The organism is Paenibacillus sp. FSL K6-1122 (assembly GCF_037977015.1).
In the GTDB taxonomy this organism is placed as follows: domain Bacteria; phylum Bacillota; class Bacilli; order Paenibacillales; family Paenibacillaceae; genus Paenibacillus; species Paenibacillus amylolyticus.
Genome location: NZ_CP150272.1, coordinates 2626205 through 2650408 on the forward strand (window position 1 = coordinate 2626205; position 24204 = coordinate 2650408).

The 24204-nt window shown below is 33.9% G+C and carries 42 protein-coding genes; 40 read left to right on the forward strand and 2 right to left on the reverse strand.

Going from position 1 to position 24204, the window contains the following annotated elements; translation table 11 throughout:
- Positions 1–266: 266 nt before the first annotated feature.
- Together NSQ20_RS11745 and NSQ20_RS11750 are read left to right on the forward strand one after the other, a co-directional pair.
- Positions 267–473 (forward strand): hypothetical protein, encoded by a 207-nt coding sequence (locus NSQ20_RS11745; RefSeq protein ID WP_340032531.1) that lies wholly within the window; start codon positions 267–269, stop codon positions 471–473.
- 9 nt (positions 474–482) lie between these two features.
- A complete protein-coding gene (locus NSQ20_RS11750; RefSeq protein WP_340032532.1) occupies positions 483–1055 on the forward strand; it encodes a hypothetical protein in 573 nt (190 codons plus the stop codon).
- Between the two features lie 206 nt (positions 1056–1261).
- On the opposite strand, the gene NSQ20_RS11755 is transcribed toward NSQ20_RS11750, so the two are convergent.
- On the reverse strand, positions 1262–1483 hold the full coding sequence (locus NSQ20_RS11755; RefSeq protein ID WP_340032533.1) for a helix-turn-helix transcriptional regulator: 222 nt from the start codon (positions 1481–1483) through the stop codon (positions 1262–1264).
- Between the two features lie 229 nt (positions 1484–1712).
- Between NSQ20_RS11755 and NSQ20_RS11760 the strand changes: the two genes are divergently transcribed.
- From NSQ20_RS11760 to NSQ20_RS11895, 28 genes are all read left to right on the forward strand, one after another.
- Positions 1713–2108 (forward strand): hypothetical protein, encoded by a 396-nt coding sequence (locus tag NSQ20_RS11760; RefSeq protein ID WP_340032534.1) that lies wholly within the window; start codon positions 1713–1715, stop codon positions 2106–2108.
- 169 nt (positions 2109–2277) lie between these two features.
- Positions 2278–2634, forward strand: coding sequence for a hypothetical protein (locus NSQ20_RS11765; protein WP_340032535.1), 357 nt, complete (start codon positions 2278–2280; stop codon positions 2632–2634).
- A 39-nt stretch (positions 2635–2673) separates the two neighbouring features.
- On the forward strand, positions 2674–3111 hold the full coding sequence (locus tag NSQ20_RS11770; RefSeq protein WP_340032536.1) for a helix-turn-helix transcriptional regulator: 438 nt from the start codon (positions 2674–2676) through the stop codon (positions 3109–3111).
- A 29-nt stretch (positions 3112–3140) separates the two neighbouring features.
- Positions 3141–3404, forward strand: a complete 264-nt coding sequence (locus NSQ20_RS11775; protein ID WP_340032537.1) for a hypothetical protein — start codon at positions 3141–3143, stop codon at positions 3402–3404.
- 57 nt (positions 3405–3461) lie between these two features.
- Positions 3462–3764 (forward strand): hypothetical protein, encoded by a 303-nt coding sequence (locus NSQ20_RS11780; RefSeq protein ID WP_340032538.1) that lies wholly within the window; start codon positions 3462–3464, stop codon positions 3762–3764.
- 598 nt (positions 3765–4362) lie between these two features.
- Positions 4363–4695 (forward strand): hypothetical protein, encoded by a 333-nt coding sequence (locus NSQ20_RS11785; RefSeq protein ID WP_340032539.1) that lies wholly within the window; start codon positions 4363–4365, stop codon positions 4693–4695.
- A 246-nt stretch (positions 4696–4941) separates the two neighbouring features.
- Entirely contained in the window at positions 4942–5148 is a 207-nt protein-coding gene (locus tag NSQ20_RS11790; RefSeq protein WP_340032540.1) for a hypothetical protein, read from the forward strand.
- Between the two features lie 189 nt (positions 5149–5337).
- The gene (locus NSQ20_RS11795) at positions 5338–5703 is read left to right on the forward strand and encodes a hypothetical protein (protein WP_340032541.1); all 366 of its coding nucleotides are present in this window, start codon (positions 5338–5340) and stop codon (positions 5701–5703) included.
- A 141-nt stretch (positions 5704–5844) separates the two neighbouring features.
- Entirely contained in the window at positions 5845–6066 is a 222-nt protein-coding gene (locus NSQ20_RS11800) for a hypothetical protein (protein WP_338593163.1), read from the forward strand.
- A 638-nt stretch (positions 6067–6704) separates the two neighbouring features.
- On the forward strand, positions 6705–6956 hold the full coding sequence (locus NSQ20_RS11805; RefSeq protein ID WP_340032542.1) for a hypothetical protein: 252 nt from the start codon (positions 6705–6707) through the stop codon (positions 6954–6956).
- Between the two features lie 124 nt (positions 6957–7080).
- Entirely contained in the window at positions 7081–7230 is a 150-nt protein-coding gene (locus NSQ20_RS11810) for a hypothetical protein (RefSeq protein WP_340032543.1), read from the forward strand.
- A gap of 38 nt (positions 7231–7268) precedes the next feature.
- Positions 7269–7697 (forward strand): hypothetical protein, encoded by a 429-nt coding sequence (locus NSQ20_RS11815; RefSeq protein ID WP_340032544.1) that lies wholly within the window; start codon positions 7269–7271, stop codon positions 7695–7697.
- Positions 7698–7739: 42 nt separating this feature from the next.
- Entirely contained in the window at positions 7740–8006 is a 267-nt protein-coding gene (locus NSQ20_RS11820; protein ID WP_340032545.1) for a hypothetical protein, read from the forward strand.
- Between the two features lie 18 nt (positions 8007–8024).
- Positions 8025–8279 carry a hypothetical protein gene (locus NSQ20_RS11825; protein ID WP_340032546.1) on the forward strand — a complete coding sequence of 85 codons (255 nt, stop codon included), beginning with the start codon at positions 8025–8027 and terminating at the stop codon, positions 8277–8279.
- An 18-nt stretch (positions 8280–8297) separates the two neighbouring features.
- Positions 8298–8465 (forward strand): hypothetical protein, encoded by a 168-nt coding sequence (locus NSQ20_RS11830; RefSeq protein ID WP_340032547.1) that lies wholly within the window; start codon positions 8298–8300, stop codon positions 8463–8465.
- A gap of 38 nt (positions 8466–8503) precedes the next feature.
- A complete protein-coding gene (locus tag NSQ20_RS11835) occupies positions 8504–8638 on the forward strand; it encodes a hypothetical protein (protein WP_340032548.1) in 135 nt (44 codons plus the stop codon).
- A gap of 65 nt (positions 8639–8703) precedes the next feature.
- Entirely contained in the window at positions 8704–9192 is a 489-nt protein-coding gene (locus NSQ20_RS11840) for a hypothetical protein (protein WP_340032549.1), read from the forward strand.
- A gap of 30 nt (positions 9193–9222) precedes the next feature.
- Positions 9223–9630 carry a hypothetical protein gene (locus NSQ20_RS11845; protein WP_340032550.1) on the forward strand — a complete coding sequence of 136 codons (408 nt, stop codon included), beginning with the start codon at positions 9223–9225 and terminating at the stop codon, positions 9628–9630.
- Between the two features lie 34 nt (positions 9631–9664).
- The gene (locus NSQ20_RS11850; RefSeq protein WP_340032551.1) at positions 9665–9973 is read left to right on the forward strand and encodes a hypothetical protein; all 309 of its coding nucleotides are present in this window, start codon (positions 9665–9667) and stop codon (positions 9971–9973) included.
- Positions 9974–10210: 237 nt separating this feature from the next.
- On the forward strand, positions 10211–10393 hold the full coding sequence (locus NSQ20_RS11855) for a hypothetical protein (RefSeq protein ID WP_340032552.1): 183 nt from the start codon (positions 10211–10213) through the stop codon (positions 10391–10393).
- A 275-nt stretch (positions 10394–10668) separates the two neighbouring features.
- Positions 10669–11007, forward strand: a complete 339-nt coding sequence (locus NSQ20_RS11860) for a LytTR family transcriptional regulator DNA-binding domain-containing protein (RefSeq protein ID WP_340032553.1) — start codon at positions 10669–10671, stop codon at positions 11005–11007.
- A 324-nt stretch (positions 11008–11331) separates the two neighbouring features.
- Positions 11332–11766 carry an HNH endonuclease signature motif containing protein gene (locus tag NSQ20_RS11865; RefSeq protein WP_340032554.1) on the forward strand — a complete coding sequence of 145 codons (435 nt, stop codon included), beginning with the start codon at positions 11332–11334 and terminating at the stop codon, positions 11764–11766.
- Positions 11767–11779: 13 nt separating this feature from the next.
- Complete coding sequence (locus NSQ20_RS11870) at positions 11780–11932, forward strand: hypothetical protein (protein WP_340032555.1); 153 nt, start codon at positions 11780–11782, stop codon at positions 11930–11932.
- Between the two features lie 38 nt (positions 11933–11970).
- A complete protein-coding gene (locus NSQ20_RS11875) occupies positions 11971–12195 on the forward strand; it encodes a hypothetical protein (RefSeq protein WP_340032556.1) in 225 nt (74 codons plus the stop codon).
- 394 nt (positions 12196–12589) lie between these two features.
- On the forward strand, positions 12590–13405 hold the full coding sequence (locus tag NSQ20_RS11880) for a zinc-ribbon domain-containing protein (RefSeq protein WP_340032557.1): 816 nt from the start codon (positions 12590–12592) through the stop codon (positions 13403–13405).
- 157 nt (positions 13406–13562) lie between these two features.
- Positions 13563–13982 carry a hypothetical protein gene (locus tag NSQ20_RS11885; protein WP_340032558.1) on the forward strand — a complete coding sequence of 140 codons (420 nt, stop codon included), beginning with the start codon at positions 13563–13565 and terminating at the stop codon, positions 13980–13982.
- Between the two features lie 85 nt (positions 13983–14067).
- Entirely contained in the window at positions 14068–14262 is a 195-nt protein-coding gene (locus NSQ20_RS11890; RefSeq protein ID WP_340032559.1) for a hypothetical protein, read from the forward strand.
- Positions 14263–14300: 38 nt separating this feature from the next.
- Positions 14301–14732 (forward strand): hypothetical protein, encoded by a 432-nt coding sequence (locus tag NSQ20_RS11895; RefSeq protein WP_340032560.1) that lies wholly within the window; start codon positions 14301–14303, stop codon positions 14730–14732.
- A 40-nt stretch (positions 14733–14772) separates the two neighbouring features.
- Here the strand turns inward: NSQ20_RS11895 and NSQ20_RS11900 are convergent, their stop codons facing one another.
- A complete protein-coding gene (locus tag NSQ20_RS11900) occupies positions 14773–15261 on the reverse strand; it encodes a hypothetical protein (RefSeq protein WP_340032561.1) in 489 nt (162 codons plus the stop codon).
- 248 nt (positions 15262–15509) lie between these two features.
- Here NSQ20_RS11900 and NSQ20_RS11905 point away from each other — a divergent pair, with 248 nt between their 5' ends.
- From NSQ20_RS11905 to NSQ20_RS11950, 10 genes are all read left to right on the forward strand, one after another.
- A complete protein-coding gene (locus tag NSQ20_RS11905; protein ID WP_340032562.1) occupies positions 15510–15878 on the forward strand; it encodes a type II toxin-antitoxin system PemK/MazF family toxin in 369 nt (122 codons plus the stop codon).
- A gap of 476 nt (positions 15879–16354) precedes the next feature.
- Positions 16355–17674, forward strand: coding sequence for a DNA sulfur modification protein DndB (locus tag NSQ20_RS11910; RefSeq protein ID WP_340032563.1), 1320 nt, complete (start codon positions 16355–16357; stop codon positions 17672–17674).
- Positions 17667–18686 carry a hypothetical protein gene (locus NSQ20_RS11915; protein WP_340032564.1) on the forward strand — a complete coding sequence of 340 codons (1020 nt, stop codon included), beginning with the start codon at positions 17667–17669 and terminating at the stop codon, positions 18684–18686. Before NSQ20_RS11910 ends, NSQ20_RS11915 begins: the two co-directional genes overlap by 8 nt.
- 124 nt (positions 18687–18810) lie before the next feature.
- Positions 18811–19458 carry a hypothetical protein gene (locus NSQ20_RS11920; RefSeq protein WP_340032565.1) on the forward strand — a complete coding sequence of 216 codons (648 nt, stop codon included), beginning with the start codon at positions 18811–18813 and terminating at the stop codon, positions 19456–19458.
- Positions 19451–19999, forward strand: a complete 549-nt coding sequence (locus NSQ20_RS11925; protein WP_340032566.1) for an accessory gene regulator B family protein — start codon at positions 19451–19453, stop codon at positions 19997–19999. The genes NSQ20_RS11920 and NSQ20_RS11925 overlap by 8 nt, the downstream gene beginning before the upstream one ends.
- On the forward strand, positions 19977–20111 hold the full coding sequence (locus NSQ20_RS11930; protein WP_339304439.1) for a cyclic lactone autoinducer peptide: 135 nt from the start codon (positions 19977–19979) through the stop codon (positions 20109–20111). The genes NSQ20_RS11925 and NSQ20_RS11930 overlap by 23 nt, the downstream gene beginning before the upstream one ends.
- 62 nt (positions 20112–20173) lie before the next feature.
- Positions 20174–20545, forward strand: a complete 372-nt coding sequence (locus tag NSQ20_RS11935) for a hypothetical protein (protein ID WP_340032567.1) — start codon at positions 20174–20176, stop codon at positions 20543–20545.
- 290 nt (positions 20546–20835) lie between these two features.
- Entirely contained in the window at positions 20836–21207 is a 372-nt protein-coding gene (locus NSQ20_RS11940) for a hypothetical protein (protein ID WP_340032568.1), read from the forward strand.
- Between the two features lie 336 nt (positions 21208–21543).
- Positions 21544–22722, forward strand: coding sequence for a hypothetical protein (locus tag NSQ20_RS11945; RefSeq protein ID WP_340032569.1), 1179 nt, complete (start codon positions 21544–21546; stop codon positions 22720–22722).
- Positions 22723–22809: 87 nt separating this feature from the next.
- Positions 22810–23952 (forward strand): AAA family ATPase, encoded by a 1143-nt coding sequence (locus NSQ20_RS11950; RefSeq protein ID WP_340032570.1) that lies wholly within the window; start codon positions 22810–22812, stop codon positions 23950–23952.
- Positions 23953–24204 lie beyond the last annotated feature (252 nt).

Consider the following 24204-nt stretch of genomic DNA (forward strand, 5'->3'; position numbering starts at 1 on the left):
ACTTTTATCGTTAATAAAGATAAAATAATACTTGTATATGTATATTTATTGTTGTATAATTATATTCAGATAGAGAAGATAATACATAAAGAGGTGTTAGGATTGAGTGCAAGAGATCTACTGAAAAGTCTCAAGGAAGATTATCTAATGAACGACAATTTAAATTGGGAAGAGAGAATGAACCTGAAGAGTAAAATCAGAACAATTGAAGACAGATTGGGTATTCCATTGAACTTTAGATTCATGAGATAATAGGAGGTATGAAGATGTTGAAATTGAATGATGGAGGAGTTTCACTTCTTAAGTTAGTAGTACATATTCTTTTGGTATATGATGTAGTGCGTATGGGAATATCTTTTGTTCACTCTGATTATAATGCCATGATTACAAGAGCCTGTTCTATACTGTTTATAGTTGCAGTATACACATTTACAATGCACAGATTGAAGAAGGAAGAAGATAACTCTAAATGAAATTTTAATTTGATTAGAAAGGAGAAATTAATCATCATTAAAAACAGATACACTATTGACGGAAACATCACAACATTACATATCACAAGAAGGAATGGAAAAATGTATGATGTGCTAATCGACACAGAAGACTTAGAAAAAATTCATAAATATAATTGTGCTGTATGTCTAACTTGGAAAAATAATATAAATGGATTTTATGCACAAATGACTAAGTATTTAGGAATCAGTAATGGAAAAGTAATTAATGAATCTTATACCCTACATAGATTTCTACTGGATGTGGGAAAAGATATGATGGTTGACCACATCAATAATGACACTTTGGATAATAGAAAGTCTAACCTTAGGGCAACCAACAATGATGAAAATTTAAAGAATAGAAGTGGTAGGAACATCAACAATAAATCTGGGTACAGAAACGTATGTTGGAATAAAGGATATAAAATGTGGGCAGTACAACTACAGATAGAAGGTAGAAATAAAGTTCTGGGACTGTTTGATGATGTGAATGAAGCTGGAAGATACGCCGAGAAGATGAGACGTTACTATTATGGAGACTTCTCTGGAAAAGGAAATTGAATACATACTTTTACATACAAAATGAGGAGTCTGCAACTAAGCAGCTCCTTTTCTATTTCTTTTTTATAACGAAGTAAATTGATAGTACCAGTAACACTAGTGCACATATTAGGACAGCATATACAAATTCAATCTTGTCTGTTTTTACATATAGCAAATATGCAATGACAGCCATACAATTTCCAGCAAACCATATTGCTGTACTCTTATTCATTTTCTTCGATCATGGACATAATTTCATTTACATCAATTTCTAACTCAATGCAGATCTTTTCAATATTTTCAAACGATATGTATATAGCTTCACCATTGATAATCTTGCTTATGGTCACATGACGAACTCCTGTACGTCTTGATAGTTCTCTAGCTGATATATCTTTGCTATCAAGTAAATTTCCTAAATGTATCTTTAGTCTACGAGAAACCATAGAGAATCCCCCTTTATACAAAATCAGTTGACAACAGACAGTATTTGGTTTAAATTTAGAAGGGTGTTACCGTTTGGGTAACAAAAAACAGACATAACAAAAGCACCCTCATGAAAGAGAGTGCTTAACTGGCAGTTTAAGGTACTGATCTGTTAAGTATTAATCAAATATAGGTGTAGAATGACGCTCCAGAACAACTACAGCAGAATATACATAAGGAGAATCATAAATGACATACGAATCCCTATATGCAGCACTAGATATCAACCAAAAGGCAATTATATTGAAATCGAATATGAAAACCATATTGAAAACTCAGGACGAAATAGATGAGTTTTATTTGCGTCTAAAAAATGATTTTTCTGAGCTGAATATACATAGAGAACTATATAAATTTAGATTGGAGCAACAACGTAATTCTAGTGTAATTGAGATCATTTATCAAGAGTTTCAAGAAAATCCCGTAAAAACACTTAGTGATTTGTTTAATGAAACAATAGTTGAAACTCATGTTAAGCAGATGTACAAATATAAGGTGAATTTTGGTGATATGTTAGAGATACGGAGGAAAAATAAAGGAATAAGGTTTGGAGATGCTTTGAGTAGATTAGCCATAATAGGCTGATTTGTTCCTCCTATAACGATAAAATAATACTAGACACCGTAAGTTATGTAGTGTATAATTTGATTATGGAGTTAAGGTAACAGCTTACTGGAAAGAGTAACATTTTATTGTTTAGGATACATAAAACAACGTGAAACAACGATATCATTAAGAAATGGAGAATGTTTATATGAACAAAGAAGTGTACAGCCGTAAAACGCCATCAGGAGTTGTAAATAAGCCAGCTTACAAAATTAAGAGCCGTGTCATGGTATTGATGGGTGGAAGCAGGGCATTGCATCTAATGGGTGATATTGGACGCACAGAAGATGATTTGATTAGCGTGAGAGCTGAAGATGATGAATTTTACATTGGAATGTTTTGCGAAGGATTTGGGTTCATGGATGTACATTTTCCAAAAGTGAATGTTAGGCCATTAACTAAAGAAGAAGTCAATAAGCTGAATAAAACCTATCAAACAATTAACGGCAGAGCTTTAGGAAAAAATCGTTACGATTACGAAGGGTATTGGATTGCGACCAATTAAGAGTTAATCAAAACAGTAATTCATAGGGAGATGAACAAGATGAGTATTGGGCTAGAGTACATCACCAAGATATTTGGTGGAAGCTACACAGATGTAGCGAATAGATTACAGATTACACCTCAAACAGTAAGTGATTGGATTAGAGGGAAAAGGAAAATATCATCTTCTAAAATCGATGAACTTGCTACTCTGTTTAAATTGGATAAGCACTTATTTCAAAAAGAGCTAACTGAAGTTGAGAAAATAGAAATAGAACTTGATTATCTTAACAGGCTTTCGAAAAGAGATGCCATGCTAGTTCCTGAAGGCAATGACACATATAATCCGCACAGTGACGTGATCGAGTCTAAATTGAGGGAATTGGAAAACAACAAATTATTATTACGAGTGAAGCGTTTATTGTATTCAAACTCTAGCAATACATTCAACTCAATTGATGATTTAATTACTAGCATTGAAAAAAATGAAAGCATATAGAACAGGATTGCACTGAGGAGTTGAACAAGTTGACTATTGGATTAGAGCTGATCTGCAAATATAGAGACATTGAATATAAAAAGCTTGCAGAACAATTAGGAATCTCATCGCCAACCATAATGGGATGGTTGAGTAAGAAAAGACCAATTCCTAAACCAAGACTCAAACAACTATCTGAAATTTTAAATGAAGACGAGAGTTTTATAACAAAAGACATAAGTATTGAAGACAAGATTTCATTTTTAGAATTAGAAGCGAAAAGGTTGCGAAAAGAACACAGTATAGATATCTAAGAAGAATGGAAACTATTTAAAAGCAGGATATCATTTAAATAAAAAGGAGCAATACATATGATTAAAAGCGCTAAAGCAATGCGAGAATTAGCAGAAAACAAACAAAATGAATCTGACTTTGAATGGTGGAAAAAGTTTGAAATAAAACTTAGCGAGGAAATCCAAATGTATGCAAGCGGAGGTAGTTTTCAACTTTCAATTGATAAGGATAGTAAACTAAACGAATATGGTTTTATCAGTTGTAAAAGACTTTGTGATCTCGCACAAGAACAATTGCAGAAACAGGGATATGAGGTTACATATAGTGCAGGGTCATATCAGATGGACGGAGACGACGAAAGTCTAATCATTAAATGGTAATGAAACAGTTATTTTACAAGAAAGAGTGGATTTGAAATGATTAAAAATGTCTATTTCGACAGTAAAGAATTCAAACATGGAGTATCCTTGTGGATCAATATTGAACACGAAGGAGTAAAAACTAGAAAGCTACTAGGCAGCACATTTAAAAGTAAGGATGAGGCCAATCTCTACATATTAAATATGGCAACTCAATTCATTAAGTAAGGGGGAAGTATATAGTATGGGAGATAAACCAATACGTCCAACCAAAGCAATATTCACTAATGAAATGAAATACAAGGACTTTGTAGAGTACGCAGTAAGTTCATGTAAGACTAAGAGTGTGGGAATGGACAAGATGCGTAAAATGATGAAGGAATTCAAGAAAGCAAATGAAAGTTGAATTTCAAATAGAAAGGTACATGAAAACCGATGAAAGATATCCAGCAGCTTATTAAAGAAGTGGCATAGCGATATGGGTTGGGTTACAATCCAGATCAAAAGAATGTACAAGTAGAACGACAAGATGGAAGTGTAAAAGAGATTACCAATGAGGAATGGGAAGATGTATTTAAAGCAGGAAACTTTAGAAAGATACATAAAGGAGAGACCTGATATGAAAATTAAAATATTCCAATTTCCGATGTGGGCGGTCTATAAAAATATTCTTAAGCTTGACCTGAAAGAAGACATTACACCTGTCGAGGTTGGCTATATCATGTTAGATTCTTTTGACAGGGACGAGTGTTGGCACTTGGGTAATTGGGGTGCTTGGACAGAAGAAAAACCAGAAAATCTTCACTATGACGGTAGAAGTTTTTCAAGTGACGTGGTTTTCCTGAACCCCATAAACAATAGGTATCATTGCGCAATGCCTTTCGGTTGGCATGAGTCAAATAGTTTAGAAGAAATTGTTGAATATATTGAAAACTATAGCTTTGGAAAATAGATAATACCTTATCAGTTCATGAAAGGAGATAATAATATTTCTAAACATATTCAAGTAATTGCTAGACCAGTGAACAAACCGTGGTGGAAGTTTTGGGATGTTAAAGTAAAACTTACTGAAGGCATTGATTACATATTAGACGGATATAAGATCAAATGTATTAATCCTAAGATTAGACACGGGTATACCTTGAAGATTGAGTATAAAGATAAGTTTTAATTGGATGCATAAAGGGGAGTGTATGTTATGGGTTTATTTAAGGACTTGACAGAGATGAGCCGTGAAGAACTATTGGAGTTGCTTGATAGCAACATGAAAAACAACAAACAAGAATACAATTTAGCCGTTAAAATGGGTTCTCTTGGAGTTTCACCAAGCTACATGAGTAGGTATATTGAAGCTACTGAAAAGATTAGAGCCTATGAAAATAGACAAAGAGGATATGAGGCATGAAAAATTACACAATAGCATTTTATAATCGTTTTGCGTGTCAAACTCAAACCGTAGAAATTCAAGCTGCGAACCTCTTCAGAGCAGGGAGAGAATTTTATAGACAACATGACAGGAAGATATATCTGGAGAGAATCGAGTCGATTAAAGAGCATAAATAAAACCGAACTGAATAGGAGGAGGCTGTTGCAAGTGGAATTATTAACAGATAGTGAAAAGCAATTAGTTTTATATTCAAAAGGTCACTTTTTAAAGACTAATTTAACTGATGACATTAAAAGAATCATAGCTGAGGGATTTGAAATTCCGCTGGAATCAACACAGTTCTATCATGTATATAGCTTTGTCACAACTATATTTGTGAAACTTCATGAGAAAAAATACATAGACAACAGTATTAACGATTTCTTATGTGGTTTATTTAAATGGAATGACACCTTAAGACCAGAAGATATGATTCAAAATATGATGAGTAGCATTTCTTCTGTAAAGGCTGTGGGCTTAAACTTAGGGAAAGCAAATAGCAAATACCTTACACCTAAAATAAGGCAGACATAAGCCACATAATGATGATGAAAGTCTGATTTCGTTTAAAGTTCTTTTTAGTATGTTAAACTAATTCATAAAGAGTATAATTAGGTAGTGTAGCTGATGGATTAACTTACCACCTTATGAGATTAAAAGAGGAGGAGAAATGAAATGTCGAAACATGTTATAGTACTTGAGAAGAACAATGGAGAAGTTCTATATTTCAAAGAGTTTGATGAAAAATCTAAAACTCCGCATTTTACTGCTGATTCCAAAGAAGCAAAGGAGTATTTAGAAGGCTCATCTGATCTTCGCTCTGAGCACTATGTCAAACTAAGAGTGCAAGGATATAATGTCAATGTTTGTGAAGTAGTTAATGGATTGCCCAAATAACCTTCTAGTGATATTTGTAATGTGTATAATCTAATTGATGACACCCATTAATTTCGACGACTCCCGCAAAAAAAGAGGGAGTCTTTTATCTGTCTTAGTGTTTTTTCGTTTCCTAAGAAAGATTAATTTTACCCAGAAGAGACTCTGGTGTTAAAATACATACAATGACAACTTAGAACCTACTGGATGGTGAACTGTATGAACGATACACTTGTTAAATGTTTAAGAGAAGGTTGCAACAACATTAGGAATGAAATCGTCCCTCTTGGGCTGTGTTACCCATGCAGAGTGTACATGATAGATGCTGCTAGAATGATTAGAAAGTCGACTAAAAAGGCAACTCACAAGGCAAAAGCAGATATGGTGAGGTATAAATACAGTGTATGCAGTGTTAAGAGCTGTAAAAAGAGATCATTTATGAGAAACAGATGCAGGAAGCACTATATTGAGTTTATGAGCCAAATTTCTAATAAATAATCAAGTACGGATAAGTATATCAGGCACAGTTATTCATCGACTGTGTCTTTAAATATGTGTAAAATAAAGGATAATATTATGATCCCCTTACATAGAAAAACACTGTATATTGTGATATAATTTAATTGAATTATCAATATATAGTGTTTGGAGGTGAGGCAATGAGAAAATTATATCCTACATTTGGTGTTCTATGTTTGGTTTATCCTATCTTGTCTTGGATTTTGTACATAGCATATAGTAATAGTCCAAAACAAACAGATTATATGGGTGTGGCTATTGATAACAGTTTGAATAATTGGCTATATACGACTGCATACGACTATCTTGTTAATGGTGGAGTCGTGGCTATATTTTTGGTAGCATCAGGAACATTTTTCTATTTAAGCGTCAAAGATAAATTTGAATTTTAGGTTTTGACGATAACTGGAGATGGCTTAAAGCATCTCTTTTTCATTTTAATTACAATAAAATAATACTGTACAATTATAAATATAAGATATATAATAAGATTATCAAATAGAAGAGGTGATCACGATGTACCAAGTGGTTGTCATTGAGAAAATTCTTGGTAAGATTGAAGTTAATACATATGGATTTCCAACTGAAGAACAGCGAGACATGTTTCGTGAATTGTGCGAAGATGATGATGTAATTGTCGTCACGCGGGAACAGGTTGCAGTTTAAATCAAACTATAATTTTATTCAGAAAGAAGGATAAGAAAATGATCAAAGAACAAGAAGCATTTCTAGAAACAATTAACAAAGGTAAATGGTTCACAGTGAAAGGAAAATACGGTGGAGTATATGCAGTAAAAATGGCCAAAAGTCATTCCTATGATGAAAGTATCCACTCGCTATGGATTTCGACGTACGATCCAGAATCAATGTCAATTGAAGATTACTTGAAAGGTGACTGGAAGTTCGAAGGTAATAAGTTTGAGCAACAGGGTGCAGGTGTATATCATTTTGGTTCGTACGAGGTAGAAGAAGATTCGATCTATGATGAAGAAGGAAAAATTGTTATTGAAGCTATGATTGATCAGATTCTTAAAAACACCGAGGACGGATTTGTAACTAGTGAAGAGATAATAGATGTATGGAACAAATTATCAGAAGATGTTGTTGCTTTTGAAATATTAGAGTGCAAGTGAAATGATCCTTTCACTTAAACAGGAGATGGGGGCGAGATCATAATGTACGCTTTTGAAGTTGCTGCAAAGTACGTGGTGGGTACTTTAATTGGGTTTGTAATAATATTCTTCCTACACAGGTTCTTAGAAAAGAAGAAGTTAATAAAAAAGCTCAAAGCTGAAGGTAGAGAGATTGTCTATATTAAGTTTAAAATGGACAATAAAGTTAGAACCGGAATCATAGTAAACACTGACAAAGAAGGTGGCTATCGAGTGTTGAGTAATGGTCAGATCAGAGTAGTTGAACAAGATAAAGTAATTATCGATTAGAGTACAGGAGGAAATCAGATGAGTGCAATTTTAGAGATATTTGGGATAGAAATTTTAGAGTGTGAATACACCGATGCGTCTGAGGAAAGTCTACAATATGAAAATGTAACGTTTTTTATTGAATCTCTATCTGTCTATAACGGAAAAATTATCGAAGTACTACATGACTGGAAGATTAAAGTATGGGACGAACAAGGGAGCGTAATCGACATATTCTATCTTATTGAAAATGGTGAATTTAGGGAAAAACTTTATCAGAAGTATCCACTATAAATTGTGAGGAGAGATAATATGGCTGTTTACAGGGTTAGGTATACAAGGGTTAGCGAATACATAATGGAAGTGGAAGCCAAGTCCGAAGATGAGGCGCTTGATAAATACAGGAATTTTGACTGTCTTGGTAATTACGAGGATCAAGGAATATCAGAAGAAGTTATTTCGGTTAGAAAAAAGATTTAGTCAAATGAATATTTCACTTAAAAATAGGAGGAAGAGATATGTATGGAAAATGGGTAACTATTTGTTTGGGTGATTCAATTGAGTGTAAAGTGTGGGTTAGTTGTACGCCAAGCACATCTGAAGAAGCACTTCAAAGCAGCGCCAGAAGTATTTTAAAGAAAAAGTTGGCCTGAAGAAAGTACATACTAATATGATAAAAAGATTATTTTACTAAAACAAAAAACGGAGGATTTTAAAAATGGGAATGTATACAGGACTACGTTGCAAAGTTATTGTTAAACCAGAATTTCGTCAAGAGTTCGAATTTTTGAACAATGAGGTTCAATATGAGTGGACAGAATCAAACATTGATTTTCTGAAAGAGTATGGAGAGTATTCAAGGGCAACCTTCATCCCAAGAGGTGGACTCTCATATATGCCTGACTGTTGGGAAGATGTACCGAAAAATGAAAATGGAGATCGTGATTGGCGTAATGCATCACCAACAGACGGTTTCAATAGAGAATTTAATAAGGAAACGGGACTATGGACATTTCAGTGTAGTTTGAAGAATTATGAAAGTACAATTGAATACTTCTTAGATAATGTGTTATCAATAGTGGTTGAAACTATCATTCACTTGGAATATTACTATGAAGAATGGGATAAAAGCATCATGTTTGAACTTATCGACGGGCAGATAACAAAAAGTGTCAAAGAAGGAATTAAATACAATACTTATATTTAATAGATAAAAACAAGAGGAGATAAATAAACTATGGGATTAACAGTATCGCACGGAGCGTTCGATGGAGCTTATTCAGCATTCAATCGATTTAGGCAGTTTGTAATGAAGTCAATCGAAGGCAACTATCCACCACATAAGGACATAAATCTTAGTGAGGCACATTGGTACTTTGGTGACGGGTATGACACTGAGACTCATCCGGGTTTAACAGAATTTTTCAGACATAGTGATTGTGATGGATATATTGAACCCGAAATGTGCGGCACGATTGCGAATGAGTTGAAAGTCATTCTCCCTTTGGTAATTGAGCTTGAGAAGTCAGAAGGAACAGGTGGAGGACATATTGCAGCTCAAGGCGGGTTTGCGCATGTTTTGAGGTATTTTATTGAGGGTTGTGAAGAAGCTTATAGAAAAGTGGAGCGATTGGAATTTAGATGAAAGGATTCTTTCATCTTAATATGGGAGGGAAGCAATGGACTACCTTAAAATCTTGTCATTCAAGTACGACATGGTAGAGGATTGGTCAAGGCATGGCGTAACCGTCTTGAAGAGTAGTGATTTATATATTCAACTAATTGAGCCATATCACAGGACAGACTTTCAGTATTGTTTAAGAGCTGACTTTCCAGAGACGTTTGATAGATGGGGTGTGGCGCTGCTTGTAGAGGAATTCGTAAACGATGGGGGCTTCTTGCAAGTATTAGAGGCACTTGATACTTTTTTAAAAGATAAAATAATAATAATTCATGATTTTTTGTCAAAAGGCATGAGTTCGGAATAAAAGAAGTATTTTAAAGGAAGGTGAATAATTATAATGCCTGTGCTATATCAACATTGGAGGTTTTCTGTGGCTGAAGGATACAGTGGGAGAAACTTGGTACTGCAAACATTGCCATCGTAAACTAGTTGTTATGTCTTATAGAGGAAAAAGGAATGACGATACGCTGGAGAAACCTTGTCGCTGTACAATTAAGTAATTAATTACAATAAAATAATATATAAAAGGAGATACAAAAAAATGAACACATATAATATCATTGTAAATAACGAGGTAATCGAAGCGGTTGAAGAACAGGGACGTTGCAAGGATACGATTGCTTACATCCTTATGGATAGAGTGTATACACTCACGAGTCAACTCAAACAGGCCGTAGACGTCCGTATTGCTCAAACGGGGGAGGCATATTATTACAATGTATAAACGTGGCAGAAGGCTTTTGGATGGAACCATGTGGGTACAGGATCATGATGGCATATGGGTAAGTTTAAAGGAAGCTGCTGAACGATACAACAGAGATTGCAATAATACATATTATAAGACGAGATAATCATTCTCGTCTTTTTATTATAATAAAATAATATTGATATAATTAAATGTATGTGGTATGATTATATCAGTTAAGAGAGAAACGCCGTATTGTAACGAGAAACATTGTACTGTAATCATACATAAATTAAAACATGAGGTGAATCCATTTGAATATTCCAGTAATTGATACTAATACAAACGAAGTGCAAGCATTAAATGCTTCTGATATTTTTTATGTCACCAGAAAAGACACAGATGGTGAGTCAGTAATTAAAGTGAAAACTGAGAACAATGAATATCAGATGTTAAGTAGTACGGAACTAATAAAGTATCTGAGCGATACTGGGGAATTCGTAAGATCTGACAGAGGCACTTACATTAACCCGTCAAAAGTGAAAAGATTGGATAGTACTCAGATGTCTGTTGAATTCGAAAATGGAAAACAGGCTATTGTATCAAGATTAGGTTTTAATGCAATTGATGTATTATTGAACAAATCAAAGTAGTAGATTAACCGTTGCTACTATATAATTGAGTTACGTATATAGTAGCAACATACATAATGATTGTGAAAGGTTTATTTCATTTAAATAATATGGAGGGGAAAAACTATAGATTATAAACAGTGTAGTGTGTGCAACCTGAGTAAGTCTCTGAATGATTATTATTCAAGGGAGGCTTATTCAAAGAAAAAAGGAAATTATATTTATTACCATCCTGAATGCAAAGGATGCACTAAGAGACGTTCTTTTAATTGGATCGAGGAAAATAGAGATCAGTTTCATGTCATTTTGAATAAGTACAATAACAAGCCAGACAGAAAGCAATCAATGCGTCATGCATCTAAAGCACAAAGAGAATCGGGAAAACAAAAAGATTGGGTGAATAGAAACCCCGATAATAAAAGAAGTTATGCCTTAAAAAGAAAAAGTAAACTTTTTAATATTACAGAGTCAGAATGGTTGGCCTGTAGAGAATATTTCAATGATTCTTGTGCTTACTGTGGAATGAGCAGTGTAGACCATAAGCATAAATACAATAAAGAAATAAATAAAGAACATTGGGACGATGAGGGTCTTAATGATCTCTCAAATTGCGTTCCTTCTTGTGGGAGTTGCAATTCAAAGAAATGGGTTTTTAAGTTTAATGATTGGTATGATGAATCTTATGAACACTATGATGAAGATAGAAAGCGAAGAGTTTTGAAATGGATTAAAGACGATTATAAAAGATACATAAAACATTATAATTTAACTATTTCATAAGGGGATGAGAACAATGATTGAAGTAGGAAAGACTTATTCTGATGCACTTAGCACTCAATTGACTGTACAAAAAATAGATAATAACCGCATCTTCTACTTTACTAACTATGATGAGGTGCTGAGAGAAGCATCTCTAAAAGACTTTATTAAGTGGACAACTAAATGAAATGACTGTTTCATAATAATAATGAGGAGGTTATCGGGATGGAATACAATGAAAATGAACTAGAAAGTATTGGTGAGAGAATTAGAAGTGAGTTGGGCTTTTCAAGTATATCTTTCGATAAGAAAGTATCTGACGAATTATATTTTAACGTTTGGGACGGTGAGGGAATCAAAGATAGAGTTCGCTTTAAACCAAATGCTGGGCTTCTTTACACTTACTATCAAGGACAATGGAAACAAGTCTATGGTTTTAAGTTTGACTAAAATGGCTATTTCAACTGAAAGTAAATACAAACTTATTCTGAAAGGTGTGACCATATGTTTTCTTCAAATCAATATCCAGATATTATGTGGAAATTGTTAAAGCAGAAATTCAAGAAATTTAAAGAGCAGAAGACGAACAGATCTCAAATCGCAAAAGAAATATTAGCACTATCAATCCTTCCATTAGCCATTCTGTCAGTAATAGTAGCAGCTACTTGGACTCTTACTTACTTTTTGCATCCTGCACAAGTATTCATTGTTGTTATAATGTTGGGCCTATTGTCGCCAAGTATTTTCTATATCAGATCTAAGTAAAAGATGTGTTTCACATACTTTGGAAATAAATTTAATTCATCATTGATGCTATAATGAGGTGATAAAGAGAGGTGTAATTATGAAGCGTTTAAGACGTGTTACTTCAAGATCGCGAGATGATTTTTTTGTCAATATGAATGTAGGTGATAAATTCTCATACTCGATTTTTTGGGGTTACGTTGTTGATAAGGCTCATAAAGGTGGAGCAACAATAGATAAATGTGGTTTTGAAATGGGAATTGTAACTGAGAAGCATGAAATAAAAAATAATATGTCTGCAACCTTAGAAGAAGAGATTGTTGTCCCAGAACATCTAAGAAAACAGAAGAAAAAATACCTTAAAAATGAGAGACCTGAGATATTCAAACAGCTCCACCCACATAAAAACAAAGACATTGATATAGATAAATTAACTGTTGGAAGCACCAAGAGAGTATGGTGGCTCTGTCTCAATAATCACGAATGGGAGACTACGGTGTCAAGTAGAACTCAAATAGGTAAGGGTAATTGCCCATATTGTTGGCGTGATAGAGAAATAAATGGGAACAATTTTACTAAAACACATCCAAATCTCACGAAGTTTTGGAACAAAAAGGATAATGGAGATCACAGGCCAGAAACATCTACAACTAGAGATGGTATAAGGATAAACTTCACATGTGATAAAAGACATCAATTTAGTAGAATGTTATACAATAGTTTACCTGATTTGTGTCCAAAGTGTAAAATTCAAGTCAGACGAAAAGCAAGATTATTGAGTAATGAGGATGCAGCTAAAGTAAAACAATTATATAAAGAGGGTATGAAGAAGATCGATATAGCCAAAAAAATGGGAGTTCATTATGGAACTGTTAAACAAATAACACTTGGTAACACTTACAGGGATATTGAGTAACCTTAAAAAGAAAGGATGTGCGACCATGACAGATAAGATCAGGCTTCAGGTAGACGACCTCAGAGACTGTCCAGAAGGCTTTGTGGTCGCTCGTACATATTATGGGAAGCAAATACATCTGTTCTCGAATTAAAAACGATCCAGGGAGGGTTACACAGTGAACAATGAAAGGAAATTATCGGGCCAACAGCAAACTCTTATGAGTATTGCAGAGAAATTCATCAAGAACGATATTCCTTTTGGTGATAATTTATCAGGAACAGAGAAGAAAATCTTAAACCTTTTTATCGAAGGGAAATCATATCGTGCGATTGCTGAAGAAGTAGATTACACTCCTCAGAGAGTGGGTCAAATGTTAACAAATAATAGGGGATCTATATACTCAAAATTACGAGCAAATTGGCAACAACAGTTTAAAGAGAAAAAAGATGATACATTTTCTTTAACTAGAGAAGAATTATTGAGCGAACTAGCGAAATGCGACAGAGGTACATTAAATGAGGCATTAAAAGACCTACATCTTACTCATTTGAAGCGATTATGTAAAAGTGTGAGAGATTTGGGAGGCCAAAACTGATCAGCCCGCAATTTTAGATCCCATGTGCCAAACTGAAATGTTCATATGATTGTAAAGGCATGTTTTACATAGAGAGGGGGTTAGTATGGATAATAATGAAGTGGTTTTTGAATGTATAAAATGTGAACACCATCTTTTTGTAGAAAATATCAGTTTAGAGCTGATTGATAAAGTTTCGGGTATGGATTGTCCTAATTGCGGACAAAGAGCTTATGGTAATTGGATTTTAGTTGGTCTTGGGAACTCTGAGAAACAACGAGACGATTTTAATTGGGAATGAAATGCAATTTTGATTAAATCTCGATGGGAGGTACTGTTGTGAATATTATCTTGGAGAGTCATATCAATGGAGCGTTTTATGGATGGAGCAACAAAACATTATTTAAGATAGGTAACCAGTTTTGGATTCAAGCAAGAAATCAAAATAGTTACATGTACTCATTCCAACCTAAAGCCAAGATATTCGAGAAAGGTGGAAATTACTTTCTTGAAGTTGAGAGGATGAAAGGCTCTATAGAGGTGAAAAAGGTAGGGAATGTAGTCGAGAGCCAAATAGAAGATGCTTTCAAAGGTTGGGATGGAAAGACTGAATTTAGTTTAACTAATGGTCAGATCTGGCAACAAGTTGAATACAGTTACATGTACCATTATGCATATCGTCCAAATGTTTTGATCTATCCAGACTCTGGAGAATATCGTCTAAAAGTAGACGGTGTCAAAGATACCATATCAGTCAGAAAAGTACGATAAAATGTAGATTTCACATAGAGATAATATTTAAACCCACCAATTAAATGGCGGGTTTTTTGTTGCGTTCAAATGCTCCCAATACAGCAGCTTTAGACAATATCATTGCAAGAGCCTGAGTATTTTGAATTGTATCTGAAGTCATCTCAGAACGCTTAATTTCAATCTCTAAGGATACGTTCTGTATCTTTTGTGCTATTGCTTCCTTTTCTCTGTTAAGGCGCTGTAGTTCATCCTTAGCGGCTAAGAGATAGGTGATAACATCATCAAATGAAAATGTATTATCTTTCGAATTGGAAGCAGATTTCAGTTTACTATTTAATTTCTCCGTTTTTGCGTTAGCGATAGCATCTTTATATCTATGTCTTACATTAGAATTCCAGCGGAACCCACAAGCGGCAGAGGTTCTACTTAACTTCTCACCAACATCATTGAATGCTTGAAGCTGTGTTTTTCCGTATTTAATATAAGATAGAACTATATCAGCAAGAATAAAATCGTCTTCTATATTCCATTCGTCTTTCCTTTTCATATGATCACTCCAAATTGATTAGATTAGTCTTAATACCATATATATCCTAAAAGTCAATAGGATATTCACTAATATTGGGAATATTTTAGTCAACTACTAAAAACTCTTGACAGAACAAACGTTCCGTATTGTCAGACAGAGAAATTACATCTATAATGATAATATAATATTAAGTAATTAAATGATTGAGTACATAAAGAGTGTGGTAAATATAGATTATAAAAGATAAATAATAAGGAGTGTTGATTATGGCGGTAGCAATGGAGCGAATTATGAAAAAAGAAGTAAGACGATTAGATATGTGGAATGCCGATCTAGGAGAGAACAAAGGAAGTGTACAAGGAGGAGTTAGACCAGTAGTGATAGTAGGTAATGACATGGGAAACAAGTACAGCCCTGTCGTTATGGTTTCTCCAGTAACCTCTAGAGTAAAAAAGTCTATGCCTACACACGTTAAAGTAAACAAAGAAGATCTAGGCCTCTATGAAGACAGTATAATTCTGTTAGAGCAGATTATCACTATTCCAAAAGATAAGCTCGATTTTAAAATCACTCAAATTCCAAATCACCTCGCTGGTGCAATTAACAAGGCATTATCATTATCTTTGTCGTTGTAATATTTTACCTCTTGTTTAGTTAGTATGGGTGAATATAATATTACATACAAACGTCAAAGTGGGTGCTGCAATGAAAAGATATCGATTAATGAAGCTAGTGGATTATGATGAAAGAAGCAAGTTGGAGACTTGGAAATACACAAATTTAAGTTCAGATAAGCCTCACGAGTTGAACAATTTTATGTTTAATGGGTATAGAATTTGCGATACTTTAGAAGATAAAGTACTTAGAACTAATTTAGAATTACATAGATGGTTACAGATGAAAGCCTCTGATTGAGGCTTTTTGTTTTGTTTTGCAATAGCCTAAATAGTGTAGTATATTGATAATGTAATGAGAATGCAGGATATATAATACATGTTAGAAAGGAGTTGCATCTAACAAGGGAAGAAATTGCAGCTTTAGATTTCTTATGATACTTTTTGTATTATTTTTAGACATATGTGCTATAATGTCTATTAGAGGTGACTACATAATGAAGATTGATCGAGAAGAAATTGAAAAAAGAGTAATTGAAAATTTAAAAAGCATTCAAAATTCTAGACAAAAATTATATGAATTAAATTTGAAACTTATGGATCACAATGTACCTTTCGGATTGGTTCAAACTATATTTCAAAATGAAGAAAATATTTCGGACTTAGAGCTTTTTATTTTGATTGGGATAACATCTGCGCTCTATGATTTAGGTGAGGGATCACTAAATCCCAATGATTTATATGGCGACAGAGAGCTACGTGATGCAAGAATACTACTCAATCAAAAACAAACAGATCGTGTTTATTTGCCAATAACATTAAAAGACGTATTGAGAGTTAATTATGATAGTTACATAACTATAATACGGATTGCAGATCTGGTTAAAATGGTTGAGAGCCAATTGATAGTATATGATGAGGAAACTCAACGCGGTGTCGTTTATAAGGAAAGTAAGTCTGGAGGCATTATCAAATCTCCAATTGTCAACAAAGCAAGTGTAAAGAGAATATCTAATAAAGTTGTAAAGAATCAATATTTTGAGGATATGATTACTTTAAATATTTATTCCACTGAGGTTGAACCTGTTACTTACAATGAAGAATCTAGGAGCTTAGTTATAAATGATGGTGTAGTGATATCTATTTTAGATGGCTTTCACCGCTTACAAGGATTCACCGCTGCCATAAATAACAACCCCAACATTGAATTGAATGAAATACTCTCAATTAGAGTGTACGATTATGAAACAGCTAAAAGGTTTTTTAGTCAGATAAATACAATTAATGTGTTGAAAAAGGAACGTAGAGATGAGCTTGCACAGGAAAGAATGTCAGATAAGGTAGTTGCTGATCTTCAACGTAAATCTGAAATCGGTGAACAAATTGCATCATCCGCTTCTGTGAATGATTTAGTTGGCGAATTAACAACATTCGATATTATGTCTTATGCGATTGATCATATATATGAGTTTGAGAGGCAGTTAGATGTTATTAAAACTGCAAAGTATTTAAACGAATTTTTTGCATATCTGGTGGGTACATTTCCAGACGAATTTTCAAGTAACATAAAAAAGCGTAAAGTTTTAACCATGAGTCATCCATTAATGTTTATTGGCTACATTGTACTGTCGAAATTTATGCAGGATCATGAAATTGAGTTAGAGAATATTGAGACATTTATAAATAAAATAGACTTTGAAGATGAAAGATTGTTATCTCTATTGCTAAAAAGAAAGTCTTTAACAGGAAATAAGAAAATTCGCGATATGATTTGTGAGTATTTTGTAAATGTTTTTGGAGGCGATAAAGATGAATAGTGTGTATAGAGATGATTTCTACAATATAAATCAAAAGCAAAGGTTTTTAAAAGATTTAGAAGAATCTACAAAAAAGGCATATTCAAGAGTACTAAAGAGAGTTTCTATAATGGAGAATAAATTAGATAAAGACTTGTACGATTTTAACTTGAGTGAAATCAGTCAATTTTTATTTCTTTTAAAATCTACAAAGATATCTTCTTTACAGCAATCAGGATCTATAATCAAAATGTACATTGATTGGGCCATTGAACAGGATTTGCGTAGGGATAATATTAATCCTATAGCTGCTGTTGCATCATTTGAATGGTATAACCAATTTGTGGACAACAGTCAACAAATGGTATTCAGTGAAGAAGATATTAGTAATGTTGTAGATGGGTGCATCAATTTTCAGGATAAAGTAGTTATACAGGGAATATTCGAAGGAATAATTGGACGCGGAAATAGTGAATTACTGAATATGAAAATGGAACATATAACTCAAATGTCAGATGGTGAGTATAAAATTAAACTGTTCAACGAATTAAGCAATGGGGAAATCGAAGTAAGAGAAACGCCCATATCAAAATATTTATATGACATAATGAGAATAGCAGACAAAGAAGAGGTTTACACGAAAAATAATGGGATACTCAATCCAATCATAAAAAAAAGAACTAATGATTTGATCGACAATGACTATATTATCCGATCAGCGGTTAATTCTAGAGTCAAGCAAGAAATAAATGATCCTTCTCCAGCTCAATTGATAAACAGGAGAGTCTCTAAAATTGCAAAATGGCACAATCTTCCTCTACTCACAATCTTGAATATTAGAAATAGTGGGATGCTCAAAATGGGAAGAGATTTATATTTGAAGCATAGAAAGTTTGAAATGAACGAATGTAAAATCGTTGCTGAATATTTTAATTTAAAAAAAGACTCAAACAATGTCTATAATTTAGGCGTAATGAGGGCAGGGTTTTTAAATATTGAAACCATCAAAAGAGTGTACAAATTGGAAGAATAGAGTGAAAACTTTATTCTTCTTTTTTTTGTTTTTTTAGTTGACTCATACGTGTACGTATGATATATTTAATTCATGAAATACATATTATTTATTCATAACTAAATAACAGAACGGAGTAGCAACAATGATTGAGGATACTTTATATGCGTTGATGAGTTTGATGGATGGAATTACAATATTTATGTTTGCATTTGGGGTTTTCAAATTAAACTTTAAAGACTATTGGAAAGAGATTCTAGTGACTAATTTAATAATCTCAATAGGAACATTTCTTTTAAAGGGGTATGAGACTATTCTAGGGTTTATTCCAGTATTATGTTTTGTGTTATTGGTTTTATCATTAACTTTCTATTTTAGAATCAAACTGTGGGAAAGTTTCAAGTTGGCGTGTTATGGTTTTGTAGCTCAAATAGTAGCTCAGTTTACAGTTGTCGCACTCTTTATGCTTAGTTCAGGACTGAACTTTACACAGGCATCAAGTGAGTATGGTTCTATAGTACAACTGTTAGCAAATGGATTTTTAATAGGCCTTACACTTATTTTGAGACAAAAAAGGATTTGGTTCAGTACTATGTCTTACGACTATAGTTTTAAGATCAAGTTGAATAAAATAAACATTTTTAGCACACTAATTGCAGTTGTAATCATAGCATTGCTGTACAACATAAAGACGGTAGAAAACATCTATCTGACAATCCTGTTCTGGGGAGTGTGCCTAATTAATTTAATGTACATAGACATTAAAAAAGAAAAGAGTGGAATGTATGATTGATAGCTTTGCCACACGGATATCAACTAGGCTGGTTGAAAAATTTCCAGATGAATTGCCACCATTGGGCATAACGAGATACGGTATAAAATTCTTAATATCTAATGTTGTTCCTGTAGTACTACTATTGATTATCGGCTTAATGCTAAATATCGTTAGTGAAGTAGTAATATGCTTAATCTCCTTCTCATCCTTAAGAATGGTTTCTGGTGGGTATCATGCCAAAAAACCTGAAGCGTGTCTTGTTATTTCAACGATTTTAATTGCCCTTATTGCGAAGTTTGGATACCTTTTAAGTGACTACACGCTGCTAATGAATTCATTAAGTTTAGTGTTGGTGGCGATCTTCGCCCCATCGAATATTGAGAACCAAACTAAGATTCTCAAGGAGCACTTTAAGTACTTGAAGGCGATATCTATAGGCATGATAATAATGAGTTTTTTGTTAAATAATTTTCTAATTAGTGCGGCTCTATTAGTTCAGTCCCTTCTACTCATTCGCTTGAAGGGAGGTGAAAAGAATGATCAAAACAAAAATGATTAAAATGGGCGTAACTGCCTTCGGTTTTATGTTGATGGCAGTAGCGACAGCAGGTGTCAATGTCGCGAGCTGGACTGTGATTCATAACGAACCAGTACCAGAAGAAATGAAGTAAAAAATTTAGCTCCCTATTCTTCTTGCAGGGATGGGGAGCTGATTTTAAATGAGGTGAATCATATGGACAGAATTATGGTACAGAGGAGAGAGGGCAAAAAGATAAGTGATGAGGCAGAATGGATCAATGCCGATGATGTTAAGCACTGTACAAGAGAAATGTTTGCCAAGCAACAGTATCGAATTGTGATCCATACAGAAGATGGACAGTTTGTGCATTGTTTTAGTAATGACGCGTTTCTAAGATTGATGAGCGAGAGACATGGAATGATTATGACTGATGCAGGGGTAGTAGGTAATTTAGCTAAAATGAAAAGTGTAGATTATGAGAACGGCAAAGTGTACTTCGATTTGGGACAAGATGAGTACATAACTATCTCAAGACCAAGAACTAATTTAGTAAGAGAGTACATTAATAAGCTGTTTGGAAAATAAGCAGCTATACATAGATTAAAATAATATATTTAAGTTAGAATACTCTGTCAACTGCTGTATCATTCATTGGATTTGTTGTATAATAAATACGAACACAGGTTCTGTGTTTATCATATTCGACAAAGTACGACATCAATTTGGGTTAATATCCATATTTATGCACGTGTCAAGCACTTTTAGTAGACTACTAACAGTCATTGTCAAGTGTATAATGATGGATTATGATTGTTACATAGGGAAAATTTACATCTAGATAACATTATATATTTACTACGAGAGGGTATGAGTCTATGCAACAACAATTGGATGTGCTGGGGATTAAAAAAAGTGCCTTAGAAATTGTAGCTATGATCGAATTTTTGTTTATAAATAAAATTGACATCTTAATAGATAATTGTCTTGATAAATCAGAGGGATATATCCATACATTTATCTATGATTATCGTAAACAGATGATTAAGGAGACAAGGTATGCATCTTATTTTGAATTTGAAGATACATACAAAAATAATAAAAAAGAAGCTCTGGCGCGTTTGTTTCAGGAATACATGAATGATGCTAAATTGGCGGGACTTTTTTGCAATGATCCAATGGTAATTTACAATCAACATACTGCTGACCCTGAGATTAGATTCAATAGATTCGCTATGCAGTTCAGATAGCCGGGATTTCCCGGTGAAATTTAATTATAATAAAATAATACTTGACGAATATAAAATAAATGGATATATTAATAGAGTAAGGTTAAACAAAAGCAAATGAATTAATAGTTTCATCAAGAAATTGGATCTGAGAAGAGAAGCATACAAGAGCATATGGAAGAATGACGGAGATTAAAATAACACGCTTTGCGTGATTATATAGAGGCAGCAAGTTTACTCTGAAAAGGTGGTGGAACATATGAAGAGCAGATTGAGAAGTCCTCCAATGCAACTGATTAACTAGAGAGACACACAATCAAAAAAATACATATACACAAAGGGAGATAATATTAATCAATGGCAGAATACACAATTAAGGTAAACAAGACTCACAAAGGAAAAGAATTCAAAGCACCGTTCCGCTTTATTGGAAAAGTGAGTAAGTTTAGCAAGAAGGATCAAGAGACTGAAAGCTGGGAAGAGCTACCTTATTATGAAGAAAAAATGACCCGATCTGCAAATCCAAAACCTCGCCGGGTGTTGCAATTCAATATCGAAACCGCACTTAGCAACAAATTGAAAGTTGAAATTGCAGGAATGGAACAAAAGTTTGTATATGCTTACAGTCGTACCAATAAAAATACAGCTAAAATTGACTGGAATGTTCGATTCGATAAAGATAAATGGGTCGATTTGAATGGAAAAATCCAAAATATTGATGATACATATCACCTAATTGATTCTCCATGGGATAAAGCAGAATCACTCTCCGCACTGATTAAAGACGATGTATGGGTAGAGGTTAAAGGGGAGTATGAGTTTGAGTCAATTTCGGGTGACGAGAGAGATATTGAATTCCGCAAACGGACAATTAGTTCAATTAGACCTATCATTGATGGTACATTTATTGCTGATGATGGAAAGCCTCTTCCGATTAAAGTAAATAATAAAGAAATTGAATATGTAATGGATTTGAAATCTCCTGATTTTATCGAAGTAAATAGTTTCAATATGCAAATTGGAATTAAGAGTACTTATCAAGATGAAGTTACTGGAGATACAAAGGTAAACGCAGTATTCTTGAAAAACGCTAAAGAACGTTCAGAACCAATGGATGTAGAATTAATTGTATATCAAAAAGAAGTAGAAAAAGGAAAGTCAATGGCAGACGCATTTGCATCTCTTAATACATACGATTTTATTGAAGTTACAGGACAAGATAATAATAGAGCAACGTTCGCATATGTAGACATTGTAGAAGACATTCCTTCCGATGATCCTTTTGCTGATGTAGATGATACGCAAAAAGTAACGCGTCAAGAACGTGTAACTAATGGAGACAAAAAGGGATTGGAAGTAATTAGTTATGTACAAGGCAGCATTATGCGTGAGCTGTTGACTGAAGAAGAATTTAGAAAAACAGCAGCACTAACTAGTGACGATCCATTTAGTGGTAGTGGAAATGCCGACGACCTGTTTGGTAAATCAGATAGCGATCAATTCGCAACTAACAAAGATGACGACCCATTCGCTTGATCAGAGATAGATGTGGGGGTGACTAAAATTCACCCCTTTCCAAATAGTATAAACATTAAAATAATATAAATGGAGTGATATGATTAAATGAGTTGGAGAAAAGATGCTGTATCAAAGAATGTTCCTAAAGTAGACCTACAAGCATACAATGTACTGGTGGCAGGTGGTTTTAAAGCGGGCAAGACTAGATTGTGGAAAGAGGTCATGGAGCTATTTTATCCAAACGACCCAGACGCAGGTTTGCTGCTTGCTTTTGAAGATGGATATACATCATGGGAACTTGAATCGATTATTGATATGCATAACCGAGATTGGAAATTCTTTAAAGAGGTAGTCGTTAAGAACCTTGTGGCTGAAGCCGCTGAAAAAAGAATCGCCAAGGTTCTAGGAATAGATACGATCGATCGAATGTGGGCAATGGCAGAAGAATATATTATTGATACATATTCTAAAAAGTATGCTAAGAAATTTGCTTCTCTTCAAGACATCACGGAGAGTGTAAAAGAGTTGAACGGTCATACACTTACAAAGCAAGAAGTATGGCAGCAAATTGATATTTTGAAGAAGAGCGGGTATGGATTCTTTTGGCTTTGTTGGACCAAAGAAAAAGAAACAACCACAATCGATGATGTCAAGTTTCAATCTATTGAACTGTCATTGAGCAAGTCGGGTAGAGATATTTTTGAATCTCAGGCACATCTAATTGTAACACTGTTTAATGAGGTTGTAGTAATTGATAAAGAAGGAAATGAGCTTGAGGAGAATAAGAAGACTAAAGGTGGTAAAGATGTTGCCTCTAAATTCCACAAGAGTGAGGTTATGATGTACTTTAGACCATCGAACTATATCTCTATTGGTGGAGGACGATTCACAGATTTACCTGATAAAGTTGACTATAGTGCAAAAAACTTCTTGGAAGTGTTTGAGAATGCAGTTAAAGGTCAGTTGAAGAATACGTCAGCTACAGTAGAAGAATTGAAAATCGCTCAAGAACAAGATCGTGATGTGCAAGCAAGAGTAGCTGTCGAACAAGTTGAACAGGTGCAGATGTCTTCAGATGAATTAAAGAAAAGCATTGCTGAATCGATGCAAAAGTTTGATTACAATCAACGAAAAGAGCTGATTGGCCCTAAATTTATGGAGCTTCTAGGGGATTTGGATTATCGCAAATCAGAAGATGTATCAAAACTATCAGAAACATTGAAGTATATTGAGCAACTACAAGTTTAATACATAGAGTACATGAAAGACAGAATTCATAAAGAATTAATGTCTATATGCAGAGATTCATAATTAAAATATATCTACATATAGATTGAAAGGAGGTGAGTTGATTGAAATACTATCAATACTCAAAGGGATCTGATACAGGTTATCAGGGTTGGATTGAAAATGATAACGGTGAAGCCATTGCTTTCATTAAGGATAATGGTGATGTCATCACGCAGTGGTAAATCAATAATACATACGGCCTCACTTGAA

Coding starts and splice junctions, on each gene's coding strand:
- NSQ20_RS11745 (WP_340032531.1), top strand. CDS start 267: ATGTTGAAATTGAATGATGGAGGAGTTTCACTTCTTAAGTTAGTAGTA.
- NSQ20_RS11755 (WP_340032533.1), bottom strand. CDS start 1,483: ATGGTTTCTCGTAGACTAAAGATACATTTAGGAAATTTACTTGATAGC.
- NSQ20_RS11760 (WP_340032534.1), top strand. CDS start 1,713: ATGACATACGAATCCCTATATGCAGCACTAGATATCAACCAAAAGGCA.
- NSQ20_RS11765 (WP_340032535.1), top strand. CDS start 2,278: ATGAACAAAGAAGTGTACAGCCGTAAAACGCCATCAGGAGTTGTAAAT.
- NSQ20_RS11770 (WP_340032536.1), top strand. CDS start 2,674: ATGAGTATTGGGCTAGAGTACATCACCAAGATATTTGGTGGAAGCTAC.
- NSQ20_RS11780 (WP_340032538.1), top strand. CDS start 3,462: ATGATTAAAAGCGCTAAAGCAATGCGAGAATTAGCAGAAAACAAACAA.
- NSQ20_RS11785 (WP_340032539.1), top strand. CDS start 4,363: ATGAAAATTAAAATATTCCAATTTCCGATGTGGGCGGTCTATAAAAAT.
- NSQ20_RS11790 (WP_340032540.1), top strand. CDS start 4,942: ATGGGTTTATTTAAGGACTTGACAGAGATGAGCCGTGAAGAACTATTG.
- NSQ20_RS11800 (WP_338593163.1), top strand. CDS start 5,845: ATGTCGAAACATGTTATAGTACTTGAGAAGAACAATGGAGAAGTTCTA.
- NSQ20_RS11805 (WP_340032542.1), top strand. CDS start 6,705: ATGAGAAAATTATATCCTACATTTGGTGTTCTATGTTTGGTTTATCCT.
- NSQ20_RS11810 (WP_340032543.1), top strand. CDS start 7,081: ATGTACCAAGTGGTTGTCATTGAGAAAATTCTTGGTAAGATTGAAGTT.
- NSQ20_RS11815 (WP_340032544.1), top strand. CDS start 7,269: ATGATCAAAGAACAAGAAGCATTTCTAGAAACAATTAACAAAGGTAAA.
- NSQ20_RS11820 (WP_340032545.1), top strand. CDS start 7,740: ATGTACGCTTTTGAAGTTGCTGCAAAGTACGTGGTGGGTACTTTAATT.
- NSQ20_RS11825 (WP_340032546.1), top strand. CDS start 8,025: ATGAGTGCAATTTTAGAGATATTTGGGATAGAAATTTTAGAGTGTGAA.
- NSQ20_RS11830 (WP_340032547.1), top strand. CDS start 8,298: ATGGCTGTTTACAGGGTTAGGTATACAAGGGTTAGCGAATACATAATG.
- NSQ20_RS11835 (WP_340032548.1), top strand. CDS start 8,504: ATGTATGGAAAATGGGTAACTATTTGTTTGGGTGATTCAATTGAGTGT.
- NSQ20_RS11840 (WP_340032549.1), top strand. CDS start 8,704: ATGGGAATGTATACAGGACTACGTTGCAAAGTTATTGTTAAACCAGAA.
- NSQ20_RS11845 (WP_340032550.1), top strand. CDS start 9,223: ATGGGATTAACAGTATCGCACGGAGCGTTCGATGGAGCTTATTCAGCA.
- NSQ20_RS11850 (WP_340032551.1), top strand. CDS start 9,665: ATGGACTACCTTAAAATCTTGTCATTCAAGTACGACATGGTAGAGGAT.
- NSQ20_RS11855 (WP_340032552.1), top strand. CDS start 10,211: ATGAACACATATAATATCATTGTAAATAACGAGGTAATCGAAGCGGTT.
- NSQ20_RS11865 (WP_340032554.1), top strand. CDS start 11,332: ATGCGTCATGCATCTAAAGCACAAAGAGAATCGGGAAAACAAAAAGAT.
- NSQ20_RS11870 (WP_340032555.1), top strand. CDS start 11,780: ATGATTGAAGTAGGAAAGACTTATTCTGATGCACTTAGCACTCAATTG.
- NSQ20_RS11875 (WP_340032556.1), top strand. CDS start 11,971: ATGGAATACAATGAAAATGAACTAGAAAGTATTGGTGAGAGAATTAGA.
- NSQ20_RS11880 (WP_340032557.1), top strand. CDS start 12,590: ATGAAGCGTTTAAGACGTGTTACTTCAAGATCGCGAGATGATTTTTTT.
- NSQ20_RS11890 (WP_340032559.1), top strand. CDS start 14,068: ATGGATAATAATGAAGTGGTTTTTGAATGTATAAAATGTGAACACCAT.
- NSQ20_RS11900 (WP_340032561.1), bottom strand. CDS start 15,261: ATGAAAAGGAAAGACGAATGGAATATAGAAGACGATTTTATTCTTGCT.
- NSQ20_RS11905 (WP_340032562.1), top strand. CDS start 15,510: ATGGCGGTAGCAATGGAGCGAATTATGAAAAAAGAAGTAAGACGATTA.
- NSQ20_RS11910 (WP_340032563.1), top strand. CDS start 16,355: ATGAAGATTGATCGAGAAGAAATTGAAAAAAGAGTAATTGAAAATTTA.
- NSQ20_RS11915 (WP_340032564.1), top strand. CDS start 17,667: ATGAATAGTGTGTATAGAGATGATTTCTACAATATAAATCAAAAGCAA.
- NSQ20_RS11920 (WP_340032565.1), top strand. CDS start 18,811: ATGATTGAGGATACTTTATATGCGTTGATGAGTTTGATGGATGGAATT.
- NSQ20_RS11925 (WP_340032566.1), top strand. CDS start 19,451: ATGATTGATAGCTTTGCCACACGGATATCAACTAGGCTGGTTGAAAAA.
- NSQ20_RS11930 (WP_339304439.1), top strand. CDS start 19,977: ATGATCAAAACAAAAATGATTAAAATGGGCGTAACTGCCTTCGGTTTT.
- NSQ20_RS11935 (WP_340032567.1), top strand. CDS start 20,174: ATGGACAGAATTATGGTACAGAGGAGAGAGGGCAAAAAGATAAGTGAT.
- NSQ20_RS11940 (WP_340032568.1), top strand. CDS start 20,836: ATGCAACAACAATTGGATGTGCTGGGGATTAAAAAAAGTGCCTTAGAA.
- NSQ20_RS11945 (WP_340032569.1), top strand. CDS start 21,544: ATGGCAGAATACACAATTAAGGTAAACAAGACTCACAAAGGAAAAGAA.
- NSQ20_RS11950 (WP_340032570.1), top strand. CDS start 22,810: ATGAGTTGGAGAAAAGATGCTGTATCAAAGAATGTTCCTAAAGTAGAC.